Genomic DNA, 24,177 nt, shown 5'->3' on the forward strand with positions numbered 1-24,177 from the left:
CGCCGGACTTGAAACTGAAAAGCCCCGGCTGGTGCCGGGGCTTTGTCATTCAGCGGCTTCCGAAGACTTTTTGCGCTTGCGTTCGGCCATTTCAAAAATCGCGCTTTCGATGGCCTTCTCCAGCTCCCGCGCCCGTTCGATATAGGCAGGGTTCTGGCTGGCAGGCACGCCGGGGATCCAATGCTCAGCCAGGTCGCGCAAGTTGGCGCGGTCGTGGGCGTAGAAGGTCTGCGCCGCCTGCGCCGCCTCGTATTCGCTGAGACCTGCGTTCTCCAGCACGTAACGGCCGGCCCGCACTGAAGCGTCGAACATCTCGCGCACGATGTCATCGGCGCCGGCCTTGTAAAGCTCATAGACGTGGTTGCGGTCCTTGGCGCGGGCGATGATATGCAGGTCCGGATAGGCCCGGCGCACATAGGTGACCATTTTGACCACACCCTCCGGATCGTCCAGTGCCACCACAAAGACCTTGGCCTTGGCAATGCCCGCGGCCTTCAGCAGCTCGGGGCGGGTCGGATCGCCCAGGAAGCTCTTGACCCCGAAGCGGCGCATCAGCTGCACTGCTTCCATGTCATGATCCAGCACCACTGTTTTGAAGCCGCTGGCCTGCACCAGCCGGTTGACGATTTGGCCGAAGCGGCCGATGCCCGCAATGATTACCGGGCCTTCCTCGTCGATTTCATCAGGCTCGAATTCCTGCCGCGCTTCAGCCATGTGCTTGGACATCAGGTCGTAGACGATGAACAGAAGCGGGGTGATCAGCATCGACAGGGCGACCACCAGCAGGAGCTTCTCCTGCAGGGCAACAGGGATGACGTTGAGCTGGGTTGAAAACGCCAGCAGTACAAAGCCGAATTCGCCGGCCTGGGCCAGGCCGAGGGTGAACAGCCACAGGTCGCGGCGCTTGAGGCCAAAGGCGCGGCCGACCATAAACAGCACCGCCCCCTTGGCAAAAATCACCAGCGCTGCCAAGCCGATCAGATCGCCCGGGTCAGCCAGGAACTGGCGGTAGTCGATGCCGGCGCCAACGGTGATGAAAAACAGGCCCAGGAGCAGCCCTTTGAAGGGGTTGAGGTCGCTTTCCATCTCGTGGCGGAATTCCGAGTTGGCGAGCACCACACCAGCCAGAAAGGCGCCAAGCGCCGGAGAGAGGCCAACCAGGGTCATCAGGAAGGAGATGCCGACCACAATCGCCAGAGCCAACGCAGTGTACATCTCGCGCAGGTTGGAGGCGTGGATGAAGCGGAACACCGGCCTGGTGAGATAGATGCCAGCCAGGATGATGGCAGCAATCGCGGCCAGGGTGACCAAGGCCACCGCCCAGCCGGGCAGCCCGTCGACCAGCGACAGCGAGTGGTGGCCGCCGCCGTGGCCCGCGCCTTCGCGGGCGATTGAACCGTCAGAGGAGAATTGCGGGGCCGCATAGGTGCCCAGGAGCGGCAGGAAGGCGAGGATGGGGATCACTGCGATATCCTGGGTCAGCAGCACCGAGAAGGCCGAACGTCCGCCGCCGGTGCGCATCAGGCCTTTTTCCGACAGGGTCTGCAGCACAATTGCGGTCGACGACAGCGACAGCGCCAGGCCCACTGCCAGGCTGACGTGCCAGGGCTGGCCCATCACCATGGCAGCGCCCATCAGGGCAAGCGTCGAAGCTGCGACCTGCATGCCGCCCAGTCCCAAGAGCTTGTGCCGCATCGCCCAAAGCGCCCGCGGCTCCAGCTCCAGCCCGATCAGGAACAGCATCATCACCACGCCGAACTCGGCGAAATGGCGCAAATCCTCGGTCTCGGCGCCGGTCAGGCCCAGTACCGGGCCAATGGCGATGCCCGCCGCAAGGTAGCCCAGAACAGAGCCAAGCCCGAGACGCGCAGCAAGGGGAACGGCGATGACGGCGGCACCCAGATAAATGGTTGCCTGATAAAAAAATTCTTCCATAGGGAAGTATCGCAATCCCGCCGGGGGCTTGGCAATGGCTTTGCGTGCCGCGGCTGGATGCAAAGGCAATTCAGCGCCTGCACGGGCAGACGCTGCTTAGGTGTTGAGCAACCGGTCGGGTGCTACTGTTCCAGCATTCGGATTTCTTCGCTGAGTTTGCCGATCCGGTCCAGCCGCCGGGAGATCCGTTCCTGGAAACCGCCTAGCTGGTCAATGATGTCCGCAAGGGTTTCACCAGAGTCGGTCAGCCGCGCGCTCTCGATCTTGAGCAGGACCCGTGTCGAGCTGAGGCCCAGAAAATGACGGTGCATGACCTGGCAGGCGCCGGTGATACGGGCGGCTTCCTCATCGACTTCCTTCATGCCGTCCTGCGCCCGTTTGACCTGGGATTTCACCAGATCGCCGAGAATTTTCCGTTCCGACTCCATGTCGGCGTTGCCCAGATCCCGGCGTTCCTGTTGCAGCTGGTTGTCGCATTCGATCAGAACCCGGGCCATGCCTTCGACAAACAGGCTGTTATTCACCGAGGATTTGATCTTGGCGAAGTTGCTGTTCTTGCCCATCACATGGGCGCCGAACCAGTCCGACATCTCGCGCGACATCGAGCCGTAGTTCTGCGACAGCACCGTCACCGGACCGCCCGAAGGTTCGATCCGCGAGGCCAGAACCCGCAGGTTGTGCGGGATTGTGTGCATGGCGTCAAAGTCGGTGATCAGCCCTTCGGTTTCCTCAACCAGGGTTTCGGCATTGCGCAGCATGCCTGTCAGTTCCTGGATTCGTGCGTGCGACTGGTTGCCCAGACCCTGGTCGCGCGCGATCAGTTCCTTGCTCAGCGCATCCGCTGCAAACTGATGGTAATCTTCAAATCCCCGGCCTTTCAGCCAGTCGAGCAAGTAGGCTGCACTGTCTTCGGGGCTGAGCCCCTCGTCCTTTTCGAGCTTGAGCATCTGCGCATAAAGCGCGCGGACTTCGTCGAACAGCGGGCTGCTGGGTTTGATGCGGGCCGAGAGGTAGCCGTCCTTGCAGGGCACCACCACGGCAAACACCCAGTAGTACAGCCCGTCCTTGGACTTGTTCTTGACGTATGCCCCCATGAATTCGCCGCGCTGGATGGTGTCCCAGAACAGCTGGAAAACGCCCTTGGGCATGTCCTGGTGGCGGATGACCTTATGCGGCGCGCCGATCAGTTCTTCCCAGGTATAGGCGCCAACCCGGCGGAACACATAGTTGCCGGCTTGGATCACGCCGCGGCCATCGGTCCTGGAAAAGAATACCTCGTTGAGGCCAAACGGCGCCTCGCCACTGGTAGGGCGCGTTTCTACACGGCGGTCAACAAAAGACACGGGCACGTTCCACTTTCGGTTACAGAAGTCGTTGCCGTATCTTTAAAGCCAATTCCTTCCCGCTTGGTTAAGTCGGCAAAGGCGCGTCCCGTTTTAATTGTGCCATCACGATCTGGCTTTGGACCCGGGAAACGGCGGGATGCGGCAATAAAACGCCGTGAATGAGCGCATTCAGCTCTTCTAGCCCGGCGCAGTAGACCCGCAGCAGGTAGTCGGCCTCGCCGGTCATTGTCCAGGCCGAGGTGATTTCCGGGCGGCTGGCGACCAAGCGGGCGAATCCCTTGGACTGCTCGGGGCCGTGGCTGCCCAGATGAACCTGCACGAATCCCTGCACTGTCAGCCCCAGCCGGGCCGGATCCAGCCGCGCCGAATAGCCTTGGATGTAACCCTCTGCCTCCAGCCTCTGCCGCCGCCGCCCGGCCTGGCTGGGTGACAGGTTCAAAAGCTCCCCCAGCTCCTGAGCGGTCAGATGCGCGTCCTTCTGGAGCGCTGCGAGCAATTTTGTGTCGGTAGGATCAAGCATGCGTGAAACCCTCAATATTTGCGAATGATGCGCGAGATGATCGCATGCATCAAGAAGTTGGTGCGGGATTATGCGGAAACCTTGCATCCGAAATGCGGTACTCTTGATGCAAGAATTCATCCTGTCCGTATCTGACATCAAGGAGACGCGCTATGGGCCCGTTCCCGCACAACGCCCCGAAATCCGAAATCACGCCGGAAAACCCTGCCGGCACCGATGGCTTTGAATTTGTTGAATTTGCCAGCCCCGAACCCGAGGAGCTGCGGGCCTTGTTTAACCGCATGGGCTATGAATTCGTGGGCCACCGCAAGGACAGCCCGCTTGTGGAGCTGTGGCAGCAGGGCGATGTCACCTACATCCTGAATGCCGACCCGGAAAGCTTTGCTGCGAAATTCGTCGAGGAGCATGGCCCCTGCGCCCCTGCAATGGGCTGGCGGGTGGCGGATGCGCAAAAGGCGTTTGACCATGCGGTGGCCAAAGGCGCCGAGGCTTACGAAGGTCCCGGCAAGACCATGGATGTGCCTGCGATCAAGGGCATCGGCGGCTCGCTGATCTACTTCATCGACCAGTATTACGACACATCGCCCTATAACGCTGAATTCGAGTGGCTGAAGCAATCCAAGCCGCGCGGCGACGGATTTTACTATCTTGATCACCTGACCCACAATGTCTTCAGGGGCAACATGGACAAATGGTTCAAGTTTTACGGCGACTTGTTCAACTTCAAGGAGATCCGATTCTTTGATATCCAGGGCAAGTACACCGGCCTGCTGAGCCGGGCGCTAACCTCGCCTTGCGGCCGCATCCGCATTCCGATCAACGAGGACCGGGGCGAGACCGGGCAGATTGTTTCCTACCTGAAGAAATACAAGGGCGAGGGCATTCAGCACATCGCCGTGGGCAGCGATGATATTTATGCCAGCACCGACGCAATCGCGGAAAAAGGGCTGAAGTTCATGCCAGGTCCGAATGAGGCCTACTATGACATGTCTTATGACCGGGTTCTGGGTCATGACGAGCCCAAGGAGCGGATGATGAAGCACGGCATCCTGATCGACGGCGAAGGCGTGGTGGACGGCGGCGAGACAAAAATCCTGCTGCAAATTTTCTCGAAAACCGTGATCGGGCCGATCTTCTTTGAGTTCATCCAGCGCAAGGGTGACGACGGCTTTGGCGAGGGCAACTTCAAGGCGCTGTTTGAATCGATCGAGCGGGAGCAGATCGAAAGCGGCGAGATTAAAGCCGCCGGGTAACGGGCGGCAAAAATAGAAAGCAAAATTAAACCGGGTCTGCCTTGCAGGCCCGGTCTTATTTTGCGGGCAAGGCTGCTAGATCAGGCCCAGAAGCCAGGCTGGCAAAAGAAAGGCCAGGGTTTGAAGCAGCGCAAGACCCGGATGGCGCAGCACTAAGTCAAAGTAGAAAGTTATTGCCGGAATGCGGCTGCGAAATCCTCACGGTAACGTCTCGAGATCGCAAGGCTTGCCACGAAAGCAGTCAGCATGGAGGCTACGATAACAGCCGTTTGCAGACCGGAAGTGAGAGATGCAAAGGAAGCCCAGGCTTCAGCAGTCAGCCGTTGGGCATTTCCAAGGTGCGGTTGCGGCCGCTTTTCTGGTATTGCAGCCGGCTTTCGCCGATTGCGATCACCCGGCCGCCGTCGATGCGGTCGCCGACTTGGACTTTCTTGTAACGGCCGGAGGGCAGGCGGATCAGGGCACGGCGGTCGGCAGCGGTGCCATAGACGCCGATCAGGTTAAGTTTGCGCAGGTTGATGGCCCCGTTGACGGTGGCGCGGCGGGCCACCGAGGCAGCCGTTGGGATGCTGGGTGCTGCTGCAGCCGCAGCGGCTGGCACGGCCGCGGCGGTCTGCACCTGGTTTTGCGGATTGCGCCGGGCACGGTCGACCAGATTAGCAAAGTTGGCCGGGCGGCTGCGCGGCACCACTGAGGCGGCAACCGCCTGGGCGGTGGCGGGCTGCTGCTCTGCCTCAGCCGGTTTCAAGCTGGCCGGACGCTGCCGGGGGCGCAATGACGCCAGCTCCGCACGGCTGAGGCCGCCCAAACGGGCCCGCTCGGCCTGTTCCGCCAGATCGGCGGGACGGGACTTGGGACGCTTGCGTGACAGAACCTGGTTGCGGGCGACTTCCTCCGCCAGCGCTTCGGCGGCCGGGTCGCTGCGATCGGGCGCGCGTGGCGGCACCACTTTGGGGCGGCCAAGGAAAATGGTGATGCCATCGGGATTGAGCGTGCCCTCGGGGGTTGCCTTAACCAAGCCGCGCTCGTCCAAGTCAAAGGCCGCTCCGGCGGCGGCTGGGGAGGCAACTGCCTCGGGTGCGCCGTCCCGGGCAAAGCTGTCCGGCCGGGGCAGGGCAACTGCATCCGGCGCAGTGCCATTCTGGTCGATCGAGGCGGTGTAAAGCTCATCCAAGCCTGTGGCGGACGGGAAGCTGTCCAGTTCGGGCGCAATCGTCCAGACCCCGGTTGCAGCATAACGCGCAGCCTGGGCTAGCGGGTCTTGCGGCTCCTCAAGACGGGAGGGCGCAGGGGCAGGCAAAGCCGTTTCCGCTCCGCCGGGCTGCAGGCTTTCTGGGTCCAGGAAGGCTGTGTCCGTACCTTCTTCGGGCAGGTCGAAACCATCGGCGGCAGCCTCGTCCGCAACCGAAGGCGCAGCAGCAGAGGCCGTCTCTTCGGTTTCGGCGGGGGGGCTATCCGGCTCAGTCGTTGCCGCGTTGTCCTCCAGCAGGAGCGGATCGGGCTGATCCGCCAGCACGCTTACCTGCGGGGCAATTTCAGCGGCTTCCTGTTCTGCGCTGCCCGGTTCTTCCACGGCTGCAGGTGCACTCGTGCCGGCGTCAGGCGCAACCGGGTCGTCGCTGCCTGGCTCGACGGGCGGTGCCGCCCTTAGGTTCTGATCTTCCTCCGGAGCCGAGGCTAGGAAACCGGTCTCGCCCAGCAAGGCCCAGACCGCGACTGTTGCCATAAAGAGCAGCAAAAATGCCGTGAGGATCACGCCCAGGTACCGCGGCTTGCCCTTGATGGCGGCGCTTGCAGCAGCGGTCTCCGGCTGCAGAGCGGCAGCCGGTGCCTCCTCCCGAAGTGCCGCGGGCGCTGGCGGAATTGCGGTGCGCGGCGGGGGGGCGTCTGCGGTTTCCGTCTTTGGAGCCGCGAGTGCTGCGCCGAGAGGTTTGGCCGTGGCGGAGGGAACTGCTGCCAGTGGTGCCGGGGCCGGAGCGCGCGGCGGCGCAGCCACGGGAGCGGCAGCAGGCTTGCTGCGGCGGCTGGAAAAACCAGCTGCTTCTGGCGCGGCGGCCTCAACCGGGGGCGCTGAAACCGGAGGAGCTGGCGGGAGTTTAGCCGGTATTTCAGGATCTTCCGCGCTGGCGTCCGTTTCTGCTCCGGTGCTGTCTGCCGCAGCTTCCTGCGTGCCGGTGCTGTTTGGGGAAGCGTCCTGCTGCGTGCCGGGGACCTCTTCTTCCGGCAGCGGCGCTGCCTCGGCCTCGGGCTCCGTAATGGGGGCAGTTTCAGCGGGCGCGGGAAACTCGGCTGGACCCACAACTGCAACGGGGCTGCCGTCGGGCTCGACTTCGGTGCCGCGGATTGCCCGTGTGGTGCCAAAGAAAGGCTCGCCCAGGAAGCCGCTGTCTTCCGGCACCGCGACAAAACTCACCGGGCCGAAGCCATGTTCGACAGCAAAGGTCTCAGCCTCGTCCAGCGTCTCCAGGGCAACCGCGGCGATATGGGTGTCCGGGCCATCGATGCAGATGTCGAAAGCGAGCTCATCAACCGCATAAGGGGTGGCCCCTTCGAGAGCCCTGCGGGCTGCCGCAATCCGTTCTTCGTCCGGAAGATCCCCGGTTTCCGCAGTCAAGAACCGGATCTGGTCGTTGGGCAGGATCAGTTTCGTGTGGATCCCTTCCGGCGCCAGCCGCTGCGCATCTTCGCGCATGGCTGCCAGGGCGGCGGGCAGGTCTTCGGTGTCAAACGGAGTGCTGGCCACACTGCGCCAGCCGTCTTTGGCGCGGAACAGCAGCGAAATGCCATCAGAAGAAAGCGAAAGAGCAAACGCCGGTTTCATGCTTTGGGTCAAACCATCCAAATTCATACTGCCCGGGGCACGCAGGGCGCCCGGTGTTTTGCTGCGGACCTTAAAGCAGAAACCTGCCGGGTGAAAGGAAAAGACAGCGCGAAACCTTGCAAGCGGCGGATTGCCGTACCCATCTAAGGCGCATTCAAAAAGGAGCTATTCCAGAATGAAGGTAAAACAACTCCTGGCAGCGGCGCTGATGCTGTCGGTCAGCGCCGGCGCCGTGGCGGCCGGCGAAACTGCGGCGCAGCGGCAGATCACAGTCAATGGCGAGAGCAGGCTGCAAGTGGCGCCGGAACTGGCTAGCATTACCCTGGGCGTGACCGAGGAAGCGGAAGACGCCGCAGTTGCGATGGGGGCGGTTTCGGACGCGATGAGTGCAGTGATCGGACGGCTGAAGAAGGCGGGCATTGCGGCAGAAGACATGCAGACCCGGCGGATTGCCCTGCACCCGGTGTGGTCGCAGGACCGGTCGTATGACAGTGGCGGACGGCGCGAGATCACCGGGTTTCAGGCGTCCAATACACTGATGGTGCGGGTGCGGGATCTGGAGCGGCTGGGCGAGGTGCTCGATACGGTGCTGCGCGCCGGCGCCAACCAGTTCCAAGGCTTGAGCTTTGGAGTTGAGGACCCTGCCGCGGTTACCGATCAGCTCCGCGGGGCAGCGGTGAAAGACGCTATCCGCAAGGCGCAGCAGCTGGCCGAGGCGGCGGGCATGGAGCTGGGGCCGGTGCGCTCGATCAATGAGCACGGCGGCAGCGGCGGCCGTCCGCTGATGGCCATGGAGATGGCCCGCAGCGATGCGATGCCCATTGAAGCTGGCGAACTGACCTTCAGCCATACTGTATCTGTCGTATTCGACATGTCGGTGTCCGGCGGCGAATAATCCCGGGTCCGGGCCGTGCAAAAGGCCGGGCTGGGCGCCCGGCCTTTCTTTTCTCGATGCAGCGGCTGCTCAGCCGCAGGCTTTGGCCAGCGCCTGGTCCAGGTCGCGGATCAGGTCGTTGGCATCTTCGATACCGATCGAGACCCGCACCACATTCGGACTGGCGCCGGCGGCTTCCTGCTGTTCCGGGGTCAGCTGGCGGTGGGTGGTTGAGGCCGAGTGGATGATCAGCGAGCGCGTGTCGCCGAGGTTGGCCACATGGCTGAAGATTTCCAGCGAGTCGACCAGCTTGATGCAAGCCTCATAGCCGCCCTTGACCGCAAAGGTGAACAGCCCGCCGGTGCCCTTGGGGTAGTGGGCCTGGGCGCGCTCGTAGTAGGGCGAGGAGGGCAGGCCGGCATAGGTCACATAGTCGATGCGGTCGTCCTGCTCGAGCCAGGCGGCGATCTTCTCGGCGTTTTCGCAGTGGCGCTGCATGCGCAGGGACAGGGTCTCGGTGCCCAGGAGCGTGTAATGCGCGGCCTGCGGGTTCATGGTCATTCCGAGATCGCGCAATCCGATGGCAATGCCGTGGAAGGTAAAGGCAAGCGGGCCGAAGGTCTCGTGGAACTTGAGCCCGTGGTAGGCGTCTTCCGGTGCCGACAGCGAGGGGAACTTGTCGTTGGCCGACCAGTCGAAGTTGCCGCTGTCGATGACGCAGCCGCCTGTCACGGTGCCGTTGCCGGTCAGGTATTTGGTGGTGGAGTGCACCACCAGCGTCGCGCCTTGGTCGATCGGGCGGCAGAGGTAGGGGGTGGCGGAGGTGTTGTCGACGATGAGCGGGATGCCGGCTGCGTCGGAGATATCGGCAAGTGCCCGGATGTCGGTCACATAGCCGCCGGGGTTGGCCACGGATTCGCAGAACACCGCACGGGTGTTTTCGTCGATGGCGACCTGGACGGCTTCCAGATCGTCGGTGTCGACGAATTTTGCCGACCAGCCGAAGCGCTTGATGGTCTGGCTGAACTGGGTGACGGTGCCGCCATAGAGCCGGGTCGAGGCCACCACATTGCAGCCCGGCCCCATCAGCGGGAACAGCGCCATGATCTGCGCCGCATGGCCGGAGGAGCAGCAGACCGCGCCGACGCCGCCTTCCAGCGTGGCGAGGCGTTCCTGCAGCACCGCGACGGTGGGGTTGGTGAGGCGCGAGTAGATGAACCCGACTTCCTGCAGGTTGAACAGGGCGGCGGCGTGTTCGGCGTCGCGGAAAACGTAGGCGGTGCTTTGGTAGATCGGCGTCTGCCGCGCACCGGTGGCCGGGTCCGGCTTGGCGCCGGCATGGATCTGCAAGGTGTCAAAACCGTAGGACGGGGCGTCGGTCATGAGAATGTCTCCCTGAAAAATCGTCTGTCTCGCGCGCACCACAGCACGGCAGCGCGGTAAAGGCAATTGCAGGAATACGGCAGCAGGCGGCTCCCGCCCGTCGCAGGCCGCCTGATGGCGTCCGCTCCCGTTGGGCATGGCGCCATGCCGCGCATGGCGCGCGCCGCGCGGAGCGCGGCGCCGGGCCCAACTGCGGCAGGCCTCCGGAAGGAGGCCTGGAAGCAGGCGGGAGCGCTTCGCCTGACTGCAGCCTCACGCGGGAGATCAGCGAATCCAGAAACCCTCGGACTTGATCCGGTTGCGGATCATTTGTTCGCGGCGGGGCAGATTGTCCCGGTCGAACAATGCCCTCACCTTTTCGCCGCGGCCCTGGTAGACCATGCGCTTGATGGGTTCATAGCCCTTCAGCACCTTTTTGATCTTGTTGGGCGCTGCAATCTCGTGCAGCAGCGCAACCACTCTGTCGCTTTCCCGGGCATAGAGCAGCGGGAACAGCCGGTAGTGGCAGCTGGTCTCCCCGTCCAAATACCCGGCAGGCAACGTGCTGCGGCCGCCGCCGAAGGAATGAATCACCAAGGGCAGCACGATCTGGTCCAGCCAGGGATCCAGCGACTGGCACACCAGTTCCGGCGGCGGATCATTCAGAACGGACCGGGCATAAACCAGGAACCGCTTGCCAAAGGCCCGCGGGCAGGCGCCGTAGAAGTACCCTGCATTGAAATAGAGGTAGCGCTTCCAGAATTCATCCGGCTGGCTCAGATCCAGGCTGGACAGGAAATCCAGCCCGAACCGGCTGTAGAGCGACTGCCAGATGCCTGCGTAGCCAGGCCCGTAAAGGGAGGGTTTCGGCCAAGTGCCTTCCACCCGCAGCGACGCCGAGGGGCGGGAAAAATCGAAGGGCACGTCCGCCAGCTCGCCGGTGATCAGGGTGTCGGTGTCAAAAAACACAAAAGGCTCGCCCTCGGGCAGCGCCTGCAAGGCCTCGATCTTGTTGCCATAGGGGTAATTCGTGCCGAAAGCCTGGTTTTCAAACGGCAGGATTTCTGCCCCCAGCTCCTCCAGCGCCTTCAGCACTTCTTGGTTGCGGATACTGGGATCTTTTTCCCAAAGCGGCCCGGGCTGCGGCACCGCCACAAACAGCCGCCCGGCAAAACCAGGCGAGCAGTGGCGCAAAGAAGCCGCAAACAGAAGCGCCTCATACTGCAGCCGGCCGGCCTGGCCGATGATCATCACGTTGAAGGGGGCATTTGCCATTGTTTTCCCCGTTTTCCGTCTCTTCCGGGCGGATAGGACTGCCTGATAGTTTAGCTACAAGCCTGCAGGGGGCCGTGCAACAGCTCCGGGAACAATTTCGGTGTGCTTTGTGATATGCAGGACTCATTTGAGGAGAAGAACAATGCTTGACGTGATCCTGGCCATGATTGCGGCCGCAGCGCAGCCCGGCACGCCAGCCGGCGCGGCCGAGAGTGCCGCCGCTGCTGCGGTTGCCGCGCCAGCCCCTGCCGCGACCGCATTGGTTGCCGAGCCGCAGGAGGCGGCCGGGCGGTTCACCACAGCCACCGAAGTGAAGCCGATCCTGGCCGCGACCCGCGCCAATTGGATCCATGTGCGCGAGTTCAACGGGCAGGACCTGCTCTATGTGACCCACCTGTGGTCCTGGCGCTGCGGACTGGCACAGGTCAAGCTGGGTGTGAACGGCCACCCGCTGGAGATCTGGCCGCTGCCGGACTGCCACTTGGATGAAGGTTTTCCGAACATGATCAAGGCAGAGGATGGGCAGCCCTACCGCAGCTATCCGCTTGGTTCGATTCAGCAGATTGCTGTGGAAGTCACCTATGATGATCTGAGCGTCGAAGGCTATGTATTCGGCCGCAATGGCCAGCCTCTGCCGTGACCGCAGCGCGGACCGCCGCCGGCATGGTGCAGGCTAGGGGGTGATCAGCGAGACGCCGGGCAGCCGCTGCACAGCATAGAGGTCTTCCTCGTAAAGGCCGCTCATCTCGTCGACCAGGGCGTCGGTCCAGCCGGGGAAATCCAGTTCCTCTTCCAGCGCCTCTTCCCTGGCGAATTTGTCCAGAAAGGCCGCATAGACCCGGCGCCGGTGGACCCCGGTCATGTCCGGGTGTTCTTGCAGGTAGGCGCGCAGCCGCTCCAACCCGGCCGGCTGCATCAGGGTGGCCAGCAAATCCAGCCGCCCTTCCAGCGGCTCCCCTGCCTCCAGCCCGGCCAGCTCCCGCAGGATTTGCCCCCAGATCAGCGGCAGATCCTCGTAGCACCAGACCGTCACAGCCATGTCCGGCACCGCCTGCCGCATCCGTTCCAGCAACCCGGACCAGCGCAGCTGCAGCGGGTCGCAGCCTTGCATCGCCTTGCGCACGGTGCTGCGGGCGGATCGGGCAAACAGGGCCGGCAGAAATGTGGCTGGATTGCGCAGCGCCATGCAGATCTCCAGCTGATCATAAGGAAACAGCGCCTGCAGCGCTTGCAGGCGGTCTTCGGCTTCCGGATAGAAACGGAGCCCGTTCAGCGCATGCCGCGGCGAGCCGAAGAAATGCGGGTTTGAGAGAATCACCCGGCTCGCCTTGCTGTCATCCAGAATCGCATCCCATAGGAGCTCTGGCGCTTCTTCAGCTGCATGGCCGTTTTTCATAGCTGCCATGCAGTCCTTAAGCAGCGACCGGTATTTGCCTGGGCCAGGAACCGCCGTGCCTTGCCTGGACAGCGGCCCGGCGTTTTTCAGCAGGGCTTTCAGCAGCAGATCTTCCTCAGTGGCATGCGCCCCGCAGTGAATGATGACCTGCATGTCCTGACCTGTGATTGCGGAGCGTCCGGTTTCCAGAAGTACTGCGGTGCGGAGATCAGGTCAAACCCGGCGGCAGCAGTGCGGAGGCCGGGCCGGGCTGGCCTTGCATGGCGGGTGCTGCGCATAGTTTCACCGGAGTGGTGTGTACCTGCTTGACGCTCATTCCGGACTCTTGTACCTGTCCCGCAACCGGTTCGCGCGGTGGCCGCTTCTGGACACACTATTCCCCTTGGGAGACAGTGTTGTCCGGTATGGTTTCAAAGTGAGCCCGTCTTGAGTGCCCCTATAGCTCAGCTGGTAGAGCAACTGATTTGTAATCAGTAGGTCCGCGGTTCGAGTCCGTGTGGGGGCACCATAACTTCCCTTTAAAATCGTTCAAAAACATTCCGATAGGGTTGTCTTTGAGCCTCTGCAAGTGACACAAGAGGCCACACTTGAGTCCATAGTCGTCTTCGAAGATGTGGCCTGGCCGCTGAGACTTCCCGCGAAGAAGGCTTCGGCAAAACGCTCAACATCCTCGCGAATGGCGTACGGCGAAGAAGAACCCCGGCTCTCAAGATCGTAGTTCTGATTGAGGTACGTCCGCCCTTCCAGCTTCGTGGCCTTAAAGAAGGGGGCGAAGGCGTCACGGATCACGGAGCAAGCGGCCAGGTTCGGAGATTGCCCTGGCTGGGGTGAGAATTTTTACGCGTGGATCTGTTGAGCGCTCAGCTGTGGCGGGGGCAATGGGCGGCAGAGCTTCACTTTGGCGGTTCCACTGAAAATCGAGCGGCTCCGGCTTTCGCGCAAACAAAAAACAACCCATGGGAATCCCCTATCTTTGCGATGCAAGGTAGGGGATACCTTACTGCCCAAGCCGGAGACTGGGCGCTACGGCTGTGACGTCTATTTTAACGCCCTGCTTTTGTTGGTTTATTGGTTTGCTCGGTGCCAGGGCATAGCTGAAAGGGAAGCATTATGGCTGTTGGCACCTTGGATGATATGGCGAATTACCTGACAGATGGATCTTGGGAGTATCTGGGGTTTGAACCTTTTGGATTTGATACCTCCCAAACTAACGTCATAACTGTGGACATTACTGGGCTTACGGCCGACCGCAAAGTTCTTGCGCGCAACGCGATGAAGGCTTGGGAAGCTGTAGCTGACATCAAGTTCCAGGAAACTACAAGCTCGGCACAAATCACTTTTGACGACGAAGGGACGAGCGCTGGGACCAGCCCTAACGCTGCTGGTTCCGGGTATGATATCGACATCAGCAAATCCTGGCAGCAGGGTGAAACCTGGTCCAATGCATATACTCAGCAGACCTACATTCACGAACTTGGGCATGCTTTGGGTCTAGGGCATCAAGGAGAATACAACGGTCCCGGTGCGATAATCCAGGTTTTCGACAACGATAGCTGGCAGCTTTCGGTTATGTCCTATGTGCGTCAAGACGAGAATGACGACGTCAACGCTAGTGCTGCCTATGTCCTTTCGCCGATGATGGTAGATATCGTCGCGATCCAGAACCGGTATGGCGCTCCTGCCAGCAACAGTGCCACTTCGGGCAACACGGTTTGGGGCGTTGGCTCCAATCTAGACGGTGCACTTGGCGAGCTTTTTGACAGCTGGTCCGGTCTATCAAGCCCCAACATTGTCAACGCCCCGAATGCCTTTACGATCTACGACCAAGGCGGCAATGATACGCTGAATGTCAGCAACTTTGCGCAGAATGCCAATATTGACCTGCGGGACACCAAGTTCTCGGATGTTGGCGGTCTGACTGGCAACATCGGTATTGCCCGCGGCACCGTGCTGGAAAACGTCATCACCGGCGCCGGCAATGACTCGGTTCTCGGCAACGATGCAAACAACAACATTACCGGCGGCGGCGGGTCTGACACGCTGTTGGGCGGCAATGGCAATGACGTGCTGGCCGGCAATGACGGCAATGACAGCCTCAATGGCGGTGCGGGCAATGACACGCTGTGGGGCGGCACCGGAGGGGACACCCTGCAGGGCGGCAGCGGTGCGGATCTGCTTTCCGGGATTGACGGCAATGATAGCATCTCCGGCGAGGCTGGTAACGATACTCTGAACGGCGGCTTTGGCAACGACACGCTGCGGGGCGGCAATGATAACGACGAGCTGAACGGATTTGCCGGTGCCGACAGCTTGTTCGGCGGCACCGGGTCCGACGTGCTTGACGGCGGCGATGGCGATGACAGCCTCCATGGCGGCTCCGGCAACGATACCCTGCTGGGCGGCGGCGGCCGCGATTTCCTGCAGGGCGAGGCCGGCAATGACACACTTAACGGTGGCTTTGGCCGCGACACGCTCCTGGGCGGCGACGGCATTGACGAGCTGAACGGCGGGGCGGATGCCGACAGCCTGGATGGCGGCAACTGGTCGGACACGCTGAACGGCGGTTCCGGTGACGACACTCTTGTGGGCGGCAGCGGTGCTGACTCGATGACCGGCGGCACCGGCAACGATGTCTTCTTTGCCGACAATGCCGGCGACACGGTGTCAGAGGCAGACGGCGGCGGCCATGACAGGGTTGAAAGCTCGGTTGCCTTTGATCTCTCGGAGCACAGTGAATTCATCGAGGATCTGACCCTTGCAGGCAGCGCTGCGATCAGCGGCACCGGCAATTCGCTGGACAACGTGATCACCGGCAACGGCGGCGCCAACGTGCTGAAAGGCCTGGGCGGCAAGGACTCGCTGGAGGGAGGAGACGGAAACGACACTCTCGAAGGGGGCTTCGGCAACGACACGCTGAAAGGCGGCAACGGCAACGACCACCTGAAGGGGAATCACAACAATGATGAACTGAGGGGCGGCAACGGGGATGACACCGTTGATGGCGGCCTCGGAAACGACCTGCTGTATGGCGGCAACGATTCAGACACCCTGATCGGGGCGGACGGCCAGGACACTCTTTACGGAGAAAAGGGTTCGGACCGGCTCGACGGCGGAGACGGCGCCGATGAACTCGTTGGTGCTGACGGCGGAGACACGCTGGTCGGGGGCAATGGCGGCGACATCCTCAAGGGCGGCGCTGGAGCTGATGTGCTGGATGGCGGTGCAGATGCGGATTCCCTGATTGGCGGCGACGATACCGACAGCCTGTCCGGCGGCAGCGGAGATGACACGCTGGATGGCGGCAATGGCGCCGATACCCTTTCAGGGGGCGATGACAACGATGTTCTGACGGGCGGCGGCGGTGCTGACAGCCTGACCGGCGGAAACGGAACTGACGAGCTGGCCGGCGGCCAGGGCAACGATACGCTGAAGGCCGGGGCCGGCGCAGACATTCTGCGCGGTGATGACAATGCCGACAGCCTGTCCGGCGGCGACGGCCAGGACACTCTGGAGGGCGGCAGCGGGTCCGATATTCTGATTGGCGGCAATCATGCGGATGTTCTGGATGGCGGAACCGGCAACGACGTCCTGTCCGGCGGCAACGGCAATGACACGCTGACCGGCGGCCTTGGCGCGGACACTTTCGAGTTCAGCCAGGGTGGCGGTGCCGATACGGTCACCGACTTCGGCAACGGCGGCGACATGCTGGGCCTGGGCGGTTTTGGATTTGCATCCGAGGCGGAAGCCCTCAGCAATGCCAGCCAGAACGGGTCCGATGTGGTGTTCGACTTCGGCGGCGGCGACATGCTGACGCTGCAGGGGTTGGGTCTGCAGGACCTAAACGGCAGCCTCCTGTTCTGACGGGTATTGCGTATTATGACCGGGCCGGAGCCAGCACGTGCTCCCGGCCCGGCTGTTAAAAAGTCCGTGATCTGTGAAATTAGCCCCGCCCAGCAGTTTTTAGGTAGCGGCGCAACCTTAACAGCCGCTAAGCGCGCGTTTGCGCCGTGCTGCAGGTGCGAGTGGCTGCCTGGAGGTCAGTGTCAGCAAAGGGCTCAGAACAACCAGCTGCACTGAATTTTCGTGCATTCAACTACTCACGTGTTACGCATCAGTTTTGTAAGTTGTTGAATTTTAATGAAGTTGTAGTGCCGTGCGGGGGCGTCATAACTTCCCTTGAAAGTCGTTCAAAAACATTGCGATAGGGCTGTCTTTGAGTCTCTGCAGGTGACACAAGAGCTCACACTTATGTCCGGGGCCCAATGTCTTTCTGTCAGCCGCCGCCCTTGCTGCTGCCGCCTATTGGCTCTGTGTCCTTGTGCTATCGCGATGGGCTGTCTGCTGAAATGTGTATTGCAACTGAGCCGTGTGAAGCCTTAGATAGCGGCAACCTCGGAAACACCGGTTTTTAACTGCAGCATCTGAAGCCTGACCTGTCGGGCAATGAAAACTTAAAGGACATTTGACGTGACGAATTTGACTTCCGTGTTGCCGCAAGCGGCCGCTGGTTTGGTTATCAACGGGACCTCTGGCGATGATACTGACCTCATGGGCGGTTCTTTTGACGACACGATCAACGGCTTGAGCGGAAATGACAACCTGTTCGGCTGGGAGGGAGATGACAGCCTGTCCGGGGGAGACGGCAACGACTTTCTCTCCGGCGGGGACGGCGATGACTACATCAACCCTGGCGACAATGCCGTCGGCGGTTGGGATCATGTGAATACTGGCCTTGGCAACGACACCGTCGATCTGTCTGACATGACATCCGGCGCCGCATGGCTGACCTTGACCCTGACCGCCTATAACGGCACGGTAGAGACGCAGGGCGTAACTGCGACAATCGATGGTTCCAGCAACTACGGCTATGTCGACAAAGGTGCGGGGCACGGGTCAACCACCATTCAAAGCCTCAACAACGTCTTGATCGCCGGCGAGCAGGACGGCGGTATCGCGCTGAGTGGAACGGGCTTTTCCGATGTTTTCAATATCAACGCTGGCGACCGTGGCTGGATTTCCGTCTTGGGCGGCGCGGGGCAGGATCAGTACAACCTGACTGCCAGCGAAGGACACATAAGGCTGGAATTCCAAACCGGTGTAAATGCAATCGAGGTAGACCTAAACACCGGTGTCATTGCCAATGACGGCTTTGGCAACCGTGAGGTCATCAACACGGTGGAAGCCGTGTCGGAAATCCGCGGAACTGACCATTCGGACAGCATCACCGGCAGCGATCGTGATGAGCGCTTCATCCTGCGGCAGGGCGAGGATACGCTGGATGGCGGCGGCGGTACCGATACCGTGCGCTATGACCGCTTTGGCGTGGATGCCGTTACGGTGGACCTCAGTGCAGGCACCGCCACGGGCACTTGGAGTGAAGCCGGGTTCTCGCATGAGCTGTCCAACATCGAAAATGCTTATGGATCGCGGTTTGCCGACGATCACATCAGCGGCACTGGCGGGCGCAACAACCTGCAGGGGCGCGGCGGGGATGACACCCTCATCGGCCGCGGCGGCAACGACACGCTTACCGGAGGTGACGGCAACGACCTGCTCAAAGGCGGCAAGGGCAGAGACGTTCTGACCGGCGATGGCCCGGTCAACTATTTCCCTGCTACAGGGGCGCCTCTGAAGAACACCGGCAACGATACTCTGGACGGCGGCTCCGGCAATGACCTTCTTGTCGGGGGCTTCGGTGCGGACGAACTGATCGGCGGCACCGGCCGGGACCGCCTGAAGGGCGGCGCCGGCAAAGACGTGCTTGACGGCGGTTCCGGCAACGACCGGCTGATCGGTGGCGGCGGCAACGACACATTTGTGTTCAGCAAAGGCAATGACACCGTCAGGGACTTCAATGCCTCCAGCAACCGTGAAGACATCGATCTGAGCGGCGTAAGCACTATCTCGGGCTTTCGCGACCTGAAGAACAACCACGTGCGTGAAGAAGACGGCGATGTGGTGATCTTTGACGATCTGGGCAACACCATGACACTGACGGGGGTCGATCTCGATGATTTGGGCCGGGGCGACTTCATCTTTTAATAGGTGAGGCCGAAACAGGCTGCAAAGCAGCAGTGCAGCGCTTTGCCTTCCGGAGACCCGCAGACGCCGGGTCTCCGTTCACGTATGCCGTCAGTTCAGGTTGGAGCACAGGCGGGCCAGCCCCCATGGAATGCCTAGGATGCGCCCCGGTTTCTCAGGCGGCCTGATCAAGCCAGTGAAACAGTTGGGCAGGCAAGGGGGGCTGCGCAACTAAAGCCCAAGCGGGACCTTTGCGTGGCGGCGCCCTTGCTGCCGCTCAGGTAGCTGATGCGCAGGGCAGGGAGCCCCTGTGCATAGAGTTTTCGCAAATCCCGAAACCCCAGCGCTGTATTTCGGCATCTGGATGTGGGTTCAGACCCGCACTGGCGGTCTCTTATTCCGCCGCGCTTTTCAGGGCTGCCATAAGCTGGTGAAATTTTTCACCCTGGACAGCCACATGATCCCGGAGCGTGTCAGCGGCAAGGTCCGACGTGCCCATTTCCAGCGCCCGCATGATGTGCTCATGCTCGGCCATTGATTGAGCCATCCGGCCGCGGAAACGCAGCTGCTGGCGGCGGAAAGGCTTCAGCCGTTTGTGCAGCTTGGCCGCCTCCTGCGCCAGGAAGTTGTTGCCGGACTGCTGGTAGATGATTCTGTGGAACCGCTCGTTTTCAGCATAGTACTCATCAGAATCGCGCGCTTCGACCGCTGCTTGGCACTTTGCATTGGCGTCCCGCAGCTCCTCAAGCGCCTGGTCGGTGATCCGCAAGGCCGCCAGCCGGCCGCAGACTGCCTCCAGCTCTGCCATCACTTCAAACATCTCCATCAGCTCCACCGGGCCGGGCTGGCGCACAAAGGCGCCGCGGCGGGGGATCAGCTCCACCAGGCCGGACAGCGCAAGCCGTTGAAAGGCTTCGCGAAGCGGCGTGCGCGAGACGCCGAACTGCTCGGCCAGCCGGACCTCGTCCAGCCGGTCTCCGTCGGAAAAAGTCCCGTTGAAAATCAGCTCTTCCAGCTGCTCGGCAATGTTGTCGGCACGGCGTTGTTCCATGCTTTCAGGTTTACTCACGGCGCAGTGAAAATTCAACCTTGGCATTCTTGTATACAAAAACGTTGACTTGAAAAACAAAGAGCGTTTACCCTTTTGCCATCCCCTGGTCCGCCAGGAGAATTTTAAGGGAGGAAAAAATGAAATCTGTTTTGAAGGCCGCTGTGGCCGGACTGGCGCTGGCTGCTGCGGGCAGCCTGGCAAACGCAACCGAGCTGCGCCTGTCGCATCAATGGTCGAACAAGGACATCCGCCATCAGGTCGCCCAGATCGTCGCCGACGAGGTGGCGGCTGCGGATGTGGACCTGAACATCAAGATCTTCGGCTCGAAATCGCTGTTCAAACCGCGCGAGCAGTATAAGCCGCTGAGCCGCGGCCAGCTGGATATGACGGTGCTGCCACTCTCCTATGCCGGCGGCCAGCAGCCTGCCTATAACCTCACCCTGATGCCGGGGCTGGTGAAGAACCACGACCACGCCGCACGCCTCAGCGACTCACCCTTCATGGAGGCGCTGGAAGCCAAGATGGCCGAGGACGACGTGATGGTGCTGGTGCACGGCTACCTGGCTGGCGGTTTTGCCGGCAAGGACAAGTGCATCACCAAGCCCGAAGACGTGAAAGGGCTGCAAACCCGGGCAGCCGGCAAGTCGTTTGAACAGATGCTCGCCGGTGCAAACGCATCAATTGCATCCATGGCGTCTTCCGAGATCTACAACGCCATGCAGACCGGCGTGCTGCAGGCCGCCAATACCTCTTCTTCGTCCTTCGTCTCCTACCGGATTTACGAACAGGTCAGCTGCTACACCCCGGCGGGCGATGTGGCGCTATGGTTCATGTATCAGCCGCTGCTGATGAACAAACGCACCTTCGACGGCCTTAGCGAAGACCAGCAGAACGCCCTGCTGGCGGCCTCTGAAAAGGCGCAGGCCTTCTATCTGGAAGAAGCCAAGAAGCAGGACGCCGCCTCGGCCAAGATCTTTGCCGATGCCGGTGTCGAGATTGCTGAGATGTCAGCCAAAGACTTCGAAGCCTGGCGCAAGCTGGCGATGGAGACCTCTTATCAGAAGTTTGTCGATGAAGTTCCGGACGGGCAGACACTGCTCGACCTGGCGCTGGCAGTTGAGTGACCCCCTCGCTTGACTGCCGCCGGAGCGGCCCTTGTGCCGCTCCGCTCCCCCTCAACTTCTTCAACAACGGGAGGCGATGATGGCCAGCCATAGCAATGCAGCCATTGCCCATGCCGGCAACAATCCCTTTCTCCGCCTGGTTGCGGCGCTTTCGACCCTTGCGGGCTGGTGCTCGGCGGGCATGATCGTCGCCGCGGTCGCCATCACCTGCCAGATGATCGTGGTGCGCTTTGTGCTGAACGGCTCCACCATTTGGCAGACCGAGGCCGTAATCTATTTGATCATCGCAGCCACCCTGGTGGGTCTGCCTTACGTGCAGCGCCTGCGCGGCCATGTGAATGTCGACCTGATCCCGCTGTCGCTGGCGCCGCGCGGCCGTTTTGCCCTGGCGGTGCTGACCGCGGTGCTGTCGATCGTCATCGTCGCAATCATGCTCTGGTACGGCTTTGAGTACTGGCATTTCGCCTGGGAGCGCGGCTGGCGGTCTGACACCGTCTGGGGCGTGCGCCTGTGGATCCCCTATCTCGCGATCCCCGTCGGCTTCGGCCTCCTGTTGCTGCAGCTGATTGCAGACCTGGTGGCCGTGCTGACCGGCATCGATAAACCCTTTGGACTGGAGTAAAGCCGATGGACCCGCTTCTGCTTGGCGGCATTGTGGCGCTGGCCACCATTCTCGTACTGTTCTCCGGCGTCTCCGTGGCCATTGGCCTGCTGATTGTCTCCGCCGGTTTCCTGATCATCTTTGACGGCCCCCGCTCGCTGGAGCTGATGCCGGAAATCCTGTTCGGCAAGCTCGACAACTTCGCGCTGCTGTCGATCCCGATGTTCATCATCATGGGCGCGTCGATTGCGTCGACCCGCGCCGGCGCCGACCTTTATGAGGCGCTGGAGCGCTGGCTCACCCGCATTCCCGGCGGGCTGGTGGTCTCCAACCTTGGCGCCTGTGCTTTGTTTGCGGCCATGTCCGGCTCATCGCCCGCAACCTGCGCTGCCATCGGCAAGATGGGCATCCCTGAGATGCGCAAGCGCGGTTATCCGGATGGCGTCGCGGCCGGCTCCATTGCCGCAGGCGGCACCCTTGGCATCCTGATCCCGCCCTCTGTCACCATGATCGTCTACGGCATCGCCACCGAGACCTCGATCGGCCGCCTGTTCCTGGCCGGGGTGATCCCGGGCTTGATGTTGGTCGGCCTGTTCATGGCCTGGTCGCTCTATTCGACCTGGCGCTCGGGCGATGCCACTCGCCTCGGCTCGGGCAGCTATACCTGGGGACAGCGGTTCGAGATCCTGCCCCGCGTGCTGCCGTTCCTGGCGATCATCCTCGGTGTGCTCTACGCCATGTATGGCGGCATCGCCACGCCGTCCGAGACCGCTGCAGTCGGCGCGCTCCTCTGCCTGATGATCGCGATGATTATCTACAAGCTGTGGAATCCGCGCGATCTGTGGGTGGTACTGCGCGACAGCACCAAGGAAAGCGTGATGATACTCTTCATCATCGCTGCCGCCGGTGTGTTCTCCTACATGCTGTCCTCGCTGTTCATCACCCAGGCGATTGCCGAATGGATCGGCACGCTGGATGTGAACCGCTGGGTGCTGATGGGGGCGGTCAATGTGTTCCTACTGATTGCCGGTTTCTTCCTGCCGCCGGTTGCGGTGATCCTGATGGCGGCACCGATCCTGCTGCCGATCATCACCACCGCCGGCTTTGACCCGATCTGGTTCGCCGTGGTGCTGACCATCAACATGGAAATCGGCCTGATTTCGCCGCCGGTTGGCCTCAACCTCTATGTGATCAACGGCATTGCCCCGGACATCTCGCTGAAGACCATCCTCACCGGCTCGCTGCCCTTCGTGGCCTGCATGGTGGTGGCGATTGTCCTGCTCTGCCTGTTCCCGGGACTGGCCACCTGGCTGCCGGATCTGGTGATGGGAGCAGCACTATGACCCTCCTGGCTGATCTCCTGTCCACGGTGTTCGAGCGGCGCCAGCGCCGCGAAGCCGCCGCGGAGCCGGACGGCCGCCCGCTGGAGGAGCTGGCCAGCGCGCTGGTCGGCTCCACCGGGGAAACCTCGGGGCTGGCCCTGGCCGAGCAAATCCTGACCCGCTTTGCTGCGCTGGAGGACGACGGCAAACGCGCCTTCTTCCGCCATCTCGCCACCGAAATGAACATCGCCCCCGAAGCGGTTCGCGCAACGCTTGGTATCTACGAGCAGAACCCCTCCAAGGCCTCTTACCGCGCCTTCATGGCGGCGTCCGAGCCGCGGCGGCAGGAGTTGATACGCCGCCTGAACCAGGTGCCCAATGCCACCGGCGCGCTGGTGCGGATGCGGGCGGACCTGCTGCGGCTGGGCCGCGGCGAGCCGGAGCTGGAGGCGCTGGACCTCGATTTCCGCCACCTGTTTGCCAGCTGGTTCAACCGCGGCTTCCTGGTGCTGCGGCCGATCAGCTGGGAAAGCCCGGCCCATATCCTGGAAAAGATCATCGCCTATGAGGCGGTGCATGCCATCGGCAGCTGGGATGACCTGCGCCGCCGGCTGGAGCCCTCGGACCGGCGCTGCTTTGCCTTCTTCCACCCGTCGATGCCGGATGAGCCGCTGATCTTTGTCGAGGTGGCCCTGACCAAGGGCATCCCGGGCTCGGTCCAGGCGCTGCTGGCCGAGGACCGCGAGGCGATGCCCGCCGAAGACGCCACCAACGCGGTGTTCTACTCGATCTCCAACTGTCAGGCGGGGCTGGCCAGCATCTCCTTCGGCAACTCGCTGATCAAACAGGTGGCGAGCGACCTGGCTGCCGAGCTTTCGGGCCTCGATACATTTGTGACCCTTTCCCCCATCCCCGGCCTGACCAAATGGCTGAAACAAGAAGGCCTCAGCTGGGACACCGAAAACCCGGAAGAAATGCGCGCCACCGCCGCCCGATACCTGCTGACGGCCAAGGGCAAGGGCGGGCTGCCCTACGACCCGGTTGCCCGGTTCCACCTGGGCAATGGCGCCATTGTGCATGCGGTCCATGCCGATGCAGACACCTCGGACAAGGGCCGCGCCCAGTCCGGCGGCGCCATGGTCAACTATCTCTACGACCTCACCAAAACCGCCCAGAACCACGAGCACTTCGCGGCCACCCAGGAGGTAGTGGCCTCTGCTGAGGTGCAAACCCTTGCGGCATCCGCCAGCCCACAGGCTTAAGAAAGGCAAAACCC

General features: G+C 62.0%; 17 protein-coding genes and 1 tRNA gene. 10 read left to right on the forward strand and 8 right to left on the reverse strand.

What is annotated here, in order from left to right; translation table 11 throughout:
- Positions 1–45: 45 nt before the first annotated feature.
- The 3 genes from RA19_RS22215 to RA19_RS22225 form a co-directional block, all read right to left on the reverse strand.
- The gene (locus RA19_RS22215) at positions 46–1,935 is read right to left on the reverse strand and encodes a monovalent cation:proton antiporter-2 (CPA2) family protein (RefSeq protein ID WP_039167074.1); all 1,890 of its coding nucleotides are present in this window, start codon (positions 1,933–1,935) and stop codon (positions 46–48) included.
- Between the two features lie 122 nt (positions 1,936–2,057).
- Positions 2,058–3,278: a PAS domain-containing protein gene (locus tag RA19_RS22220; RefSeq protein ID WP_039167076.1), complete on the reverse strand. Its 1,221-nt coding sequence runs from the start codon at positions 3,276–3,278 to the stop codon at positions 2,058–2,060.
- A gap of 67 nt (positions 3,279–3,345) precedes the next feature.
- Positions 3,346–3,801 (reverse strand): Lrp/AsnC family transcriptional regulator, encoded by a 456-nt coding sequence (locus RA19_RS22225; RefSeq protein WP_039167079.1) that lies wholly within the window; start codon positions 3,799–3,801, stop codon positions 3,346–3,348.
- A gap of 152 nt (positions 3,802–3,953) precedes the next feature.
- On the opposite strand from RA19_RS22225, the gene hppD reads away from it, so the two are divergent.
- Positions 3,954–5,054, forward strand: a complete 1,101-nt coding sequence (hppD, locus tag RA19_RS22230) for a 4-hydroxyphenylpyruvate dioxygenase (protein WP_039167083.1) — start codon at positions 3,954–3,956, stop codon at positions 5,052–5,054.
- Between the two features lie 316 nt (positions 5,055–5,370).
- On the opposite strand, the gene RA19_RS22235 is transcribed toward hppD, so the two are convergent.
- Positions 5,371–7,875 carry a hypothetical protein gene (locus RA19_RS22235; RefSeq protein ID WP_039167301.1) on the reverse strand — a complete coding sequence of 835 codons (2,505 nt, stop codon included), beginning with the start codon at positions 7,873–7,875 and terminating at the stop codon, positions 5,371–5,373.
- A gap of 175 nt (positions 7,876–8,050) precedes the next feature.
- On the opposite strand from RA19_RS22235, the gene RA19_RS22240 reads away from it, so the two are divergent.
- Positions 8,051–8,770 (forward strand): SIMPL domain-containing protein, encoded by a 720-nt coding sequence (locus tag RA19_RS22240; protein WP_039167086.1) that lies wholly within the window; start codon positions 8,051–8,053, stop codon positions 8,768–8,770.
- A 69-nt stretch (positions 8,771–8,839) separates the two neighbouring features.
- On the opposite strand, the gene RA19_RS22245 is transcribed toward RA19_RS22240, so the two are convergent.
- Together RA19_RS22245 and RA19_RS22250 are read right to left on the reverse strand one after the other, a co-directional pair.
- Complete coding sequence (locus tag RA19_RS22245; RefSeq protein ID WP_039167088.1) at positions 8,840–10,132, reverse strand: O-acetylhomoserine aminocarboxypropyltransferase/cysteine synthase family protein; 1,293 nt, start codon at positions 10,130–10,132, stop codon at positions 8,840–8,842.
- Positions 10,133–10,396: 264 nt separating this feature from the next.
- Positions 10,397–11,386, reverse strand: coding sequence for a hypothetical protein (locus RA19_RS22250; RefSeq protein ID WP_039167091.1), 990 nt, complete (start codon positions 11,384–11,386; stop codon positions 10,397–10,399).
- A gap of 142 nt (positions 11,387–11,528) precedes the next feature.
- Between RA19_RS22250 and RA19_RS22255 the strand changes: the two genes are divergently transcribed.
- Positions 11,529–12,026, forward strand: coding sequence for a hypothetical protein (locus RA19_RS22255; RefSeq protein ID WP_039167094.1), 498 nt, complete (start codon positions 11,529–11,531; stop codon positions 12,024–12,026).
- 33 nt (positions 12,027–12,059) lie between these two features.
- On the opposite strand, the gene RA19_RS22260 is transcribed toward RA19_RS22255, so the two are convergent.
- Positions 12,060–12,935, reverse strand: coding sequence for a hypothetical protein (locus RA19_RS22260; protein WP_039167095.1), 876 nt, complete (start codon positions 12,933–12,935; stop codon positions 12,060–12,062).
- Between the two features lie 279 nt (positions 12,936–13,214).
- Between RA19_RS22260 and RA19_RS22265 the strand changes: the two genes are divergently transcribed.
- The 3 genes from RA19_RS22265 (at position 13,215) to RA19_RS27690 (ending at position 18,824) form a co-directional block, all read left to right on the forward strand.
- A tRNA-Thr gene (locus RA19_RS22265) sits at positions 13,215–13,290 on the forward strand.
- 602 nt (positions 13,291–13,892) lie between these two features.
- Complete coding sequence (locus RA19_RS22270) at positions 13,893–16,643, forward strand: M10 family metallopeptidase C-terminal domain-containing protein (RefSeq protein ID WP_052261987.1); 2,751 nt, start codon at positions 13,893–13,895, stop codon at positions 16,641–16,643.
- Between the two features lie 624 nt (positions 16,644–17,267).
- Complete coding sequence (locus RA19_RS27690) at positions 17,268–18,824, forward strand: calcium-binding protein (RefSeq protein ID WP_275041753.1); 1,557 nt, start codon at positions 17,268–17,270, stop codon at positions 18,822–18,824.
- A gap of 373 nt (positions 18,825–19,197) precedes the next feature.
- Here RA19_RS27690 and RA19_RS22280 read toward each other — a convergent pair whose 3' ends face one another.
- Positions 19,198–19,854, reverse strand: coding sequence for a GntR family transcriptional regulator (locus tag RA19_RS22280; protein WP_039167100.1), 657 nt, complete (start codon positions 19,852–19,854; stop codon positions 19,198–19,200).
- A 137-nt stretch (positions 19,855–19,991) separates the two neighbouring features.
- Between RA19_RS22280 and dctP the strand changes: the two genes are divergently transcribed.
- From dctP to RA19_RS22300, 4 genes are all read left to right on the forward strand, one after another.
- Positions 19,992–20,978: a TRAP transporter substrate-binding protein DctP gene (gene dctP / locus RA19_RS22285; RefSeq protein WP_039167103.1), complete on the forward strand. Its 987-nt coding sequence runs from the start codon at positions 19,992–19,994 to the stop codon at positions 20,976–20,978.
- A gap of 79 nt (positions 20,979–21,057) precedes the next feature.
- The gene (locus RA19_RS22290; RefSeq protein WP_039167304.1) at positions 21,058–21,600 is read left to right on the forward strand and encodes a TRAP transporter small permease; all 543 of its coding nucleotides are present in this window, start codon (positions 21,058–21,060) and stop codon (positions 21,598–21,600) included.
- 5 nt (positions 21,601–21,605) lie between these two features.
- On the forward strand, positions 21,606–22,922 hold the full coding sequence (locus RA19_RS22295) for a TRAP transporter large permease (protein ID WP_039167104.1): 1,317 nt from the start codon (positions 21,606–21,608) through the stop codon (positions 22,920–22,922).
- Positions 22,919–24,163: a malonyl-CoA decarboxylase gene (locus RA19_RS22300; RefSeq protein WP_039167107.1), complete on the forward strand. Its 1,245-nt coding sequence runs from the start codon at positions 22,919–22,921 to the stop codon at positions 24,161–24,163. The genes RA19_RS22295 and RA19_RS22300 overlap by 4 nt, the downstream gene beginning before the upstream one ends.
- Positions 24,164–24,177 lie beyond the last annotated feature (14 nt).

Source organism: Leisingera sp. ANG-M1, from assembly GCF_000813745.1.
Classification (GTDB): domain Bacteria; phylum Pseudomonadota; class Alphaproteobacteria; order Rhodobacterales; family Rhodobacteraceae; genus Leisingera.

Coding starts and splice junctions, on each gene's coding strand:
- RA19_RS22215 (WP_039167074.1), bottom strand. CDS start 1,935: ATGGAAGAATTTTTTTATCAGGCAACCATTTATCTGGGTGCCGCCGTC.
- RA19_RS22225 (WP_039167079.1), bottom strand. CDS start 3,801: ATGCTTGATCCTACCGACACAAAATTGCTCGCAGCGCTCCAGAAGGAC.
- hppD (WP_039167083.1), top strand. CDS start 3,954: ATGGGCCCGTTCCCGCACAACGCCCCGAAATCCGAAATCACGCCGGAA.
- RA19_RS22235 (WP_039167301.1), bottom strand. CDS start 7,875: ATGAAACCGGCGTTTGCTCTTTCGCTTTCTTCTGATGGCATTTCGCTG.
- RA19_RS22240 (WP_039167086.1), top strand. CDS start 8,051: ATGAAGGTAAAACAACTCCTGGCAGCGGCGCTGATGCTGTCGGTCAGC.
- RA19_RS22245 (WP_039167088.1), bottom strand. CDS start 10,132: ATGACCGACGCCCCGTCCTACGGTTTTGACACCTTGCAGATCCATGCC.
- RA19_RS22250 (WP_039167091.1), bottom strand. CDS start 11,386: ATGGCAAATGCCCCCTTCAACGTGATGATCATCGGCCAGGCCGGCCGG.
- RA19_RS22255 (WP_039167094.1), top strand. CDS start 11,529: ATGCTTGACGTGATCCTGGCCATGATTGCGGCCGCAGCGCAGCCCGGC.
- RA19_RS22260 (WP_039167095.1), bottom strand. CDS start 12,935: ATGCAGGTCATCATTCACTGCGGGGCGCATGCCACTGAGGAAGATCTG.
- RA19_RS22270 (WP_052261987.1), top strand. CDS start 13,893: ATGGCTGTTGGCACCTTGGATGATATGGCGAATTACCTGACAGATGGA.
- RA19_RS22280 (WP_039167100.1), bottom strand. CDS start 19,854: ATGGAACAACGCCGTGCCGACAACATTGCCGAGCAGCTGGAAGAGCTG.
- dctP (WP_039167103.1), top strand. CDS start 19,992: ATGAAATCTGTTTTGAAGGCCGCTGTGGCCGGACTGGCGCTGGCTGCT.
- RA19_RS22290 (WP_039167304.1), top strand. CDS start 21,058: ATGGCCAGCCATAGCAATGCAGCCATTGCCCATGCCGGCAACAATCCC.
- RA19_RS22295 (WP_039167104.1), top strand. CDS start 21,606: ATGGACCCGCTTCTGCTTGGCGGCATTGTGGCGCTGGCCACCATTCTC.
- RA19_RS22300 (WP_039167107.1), top strand. CDS start 22,919: ATGACCCTCCTGGCTGATCTCCTGTCCACGGTGTTCGAGCGGCGCCAG.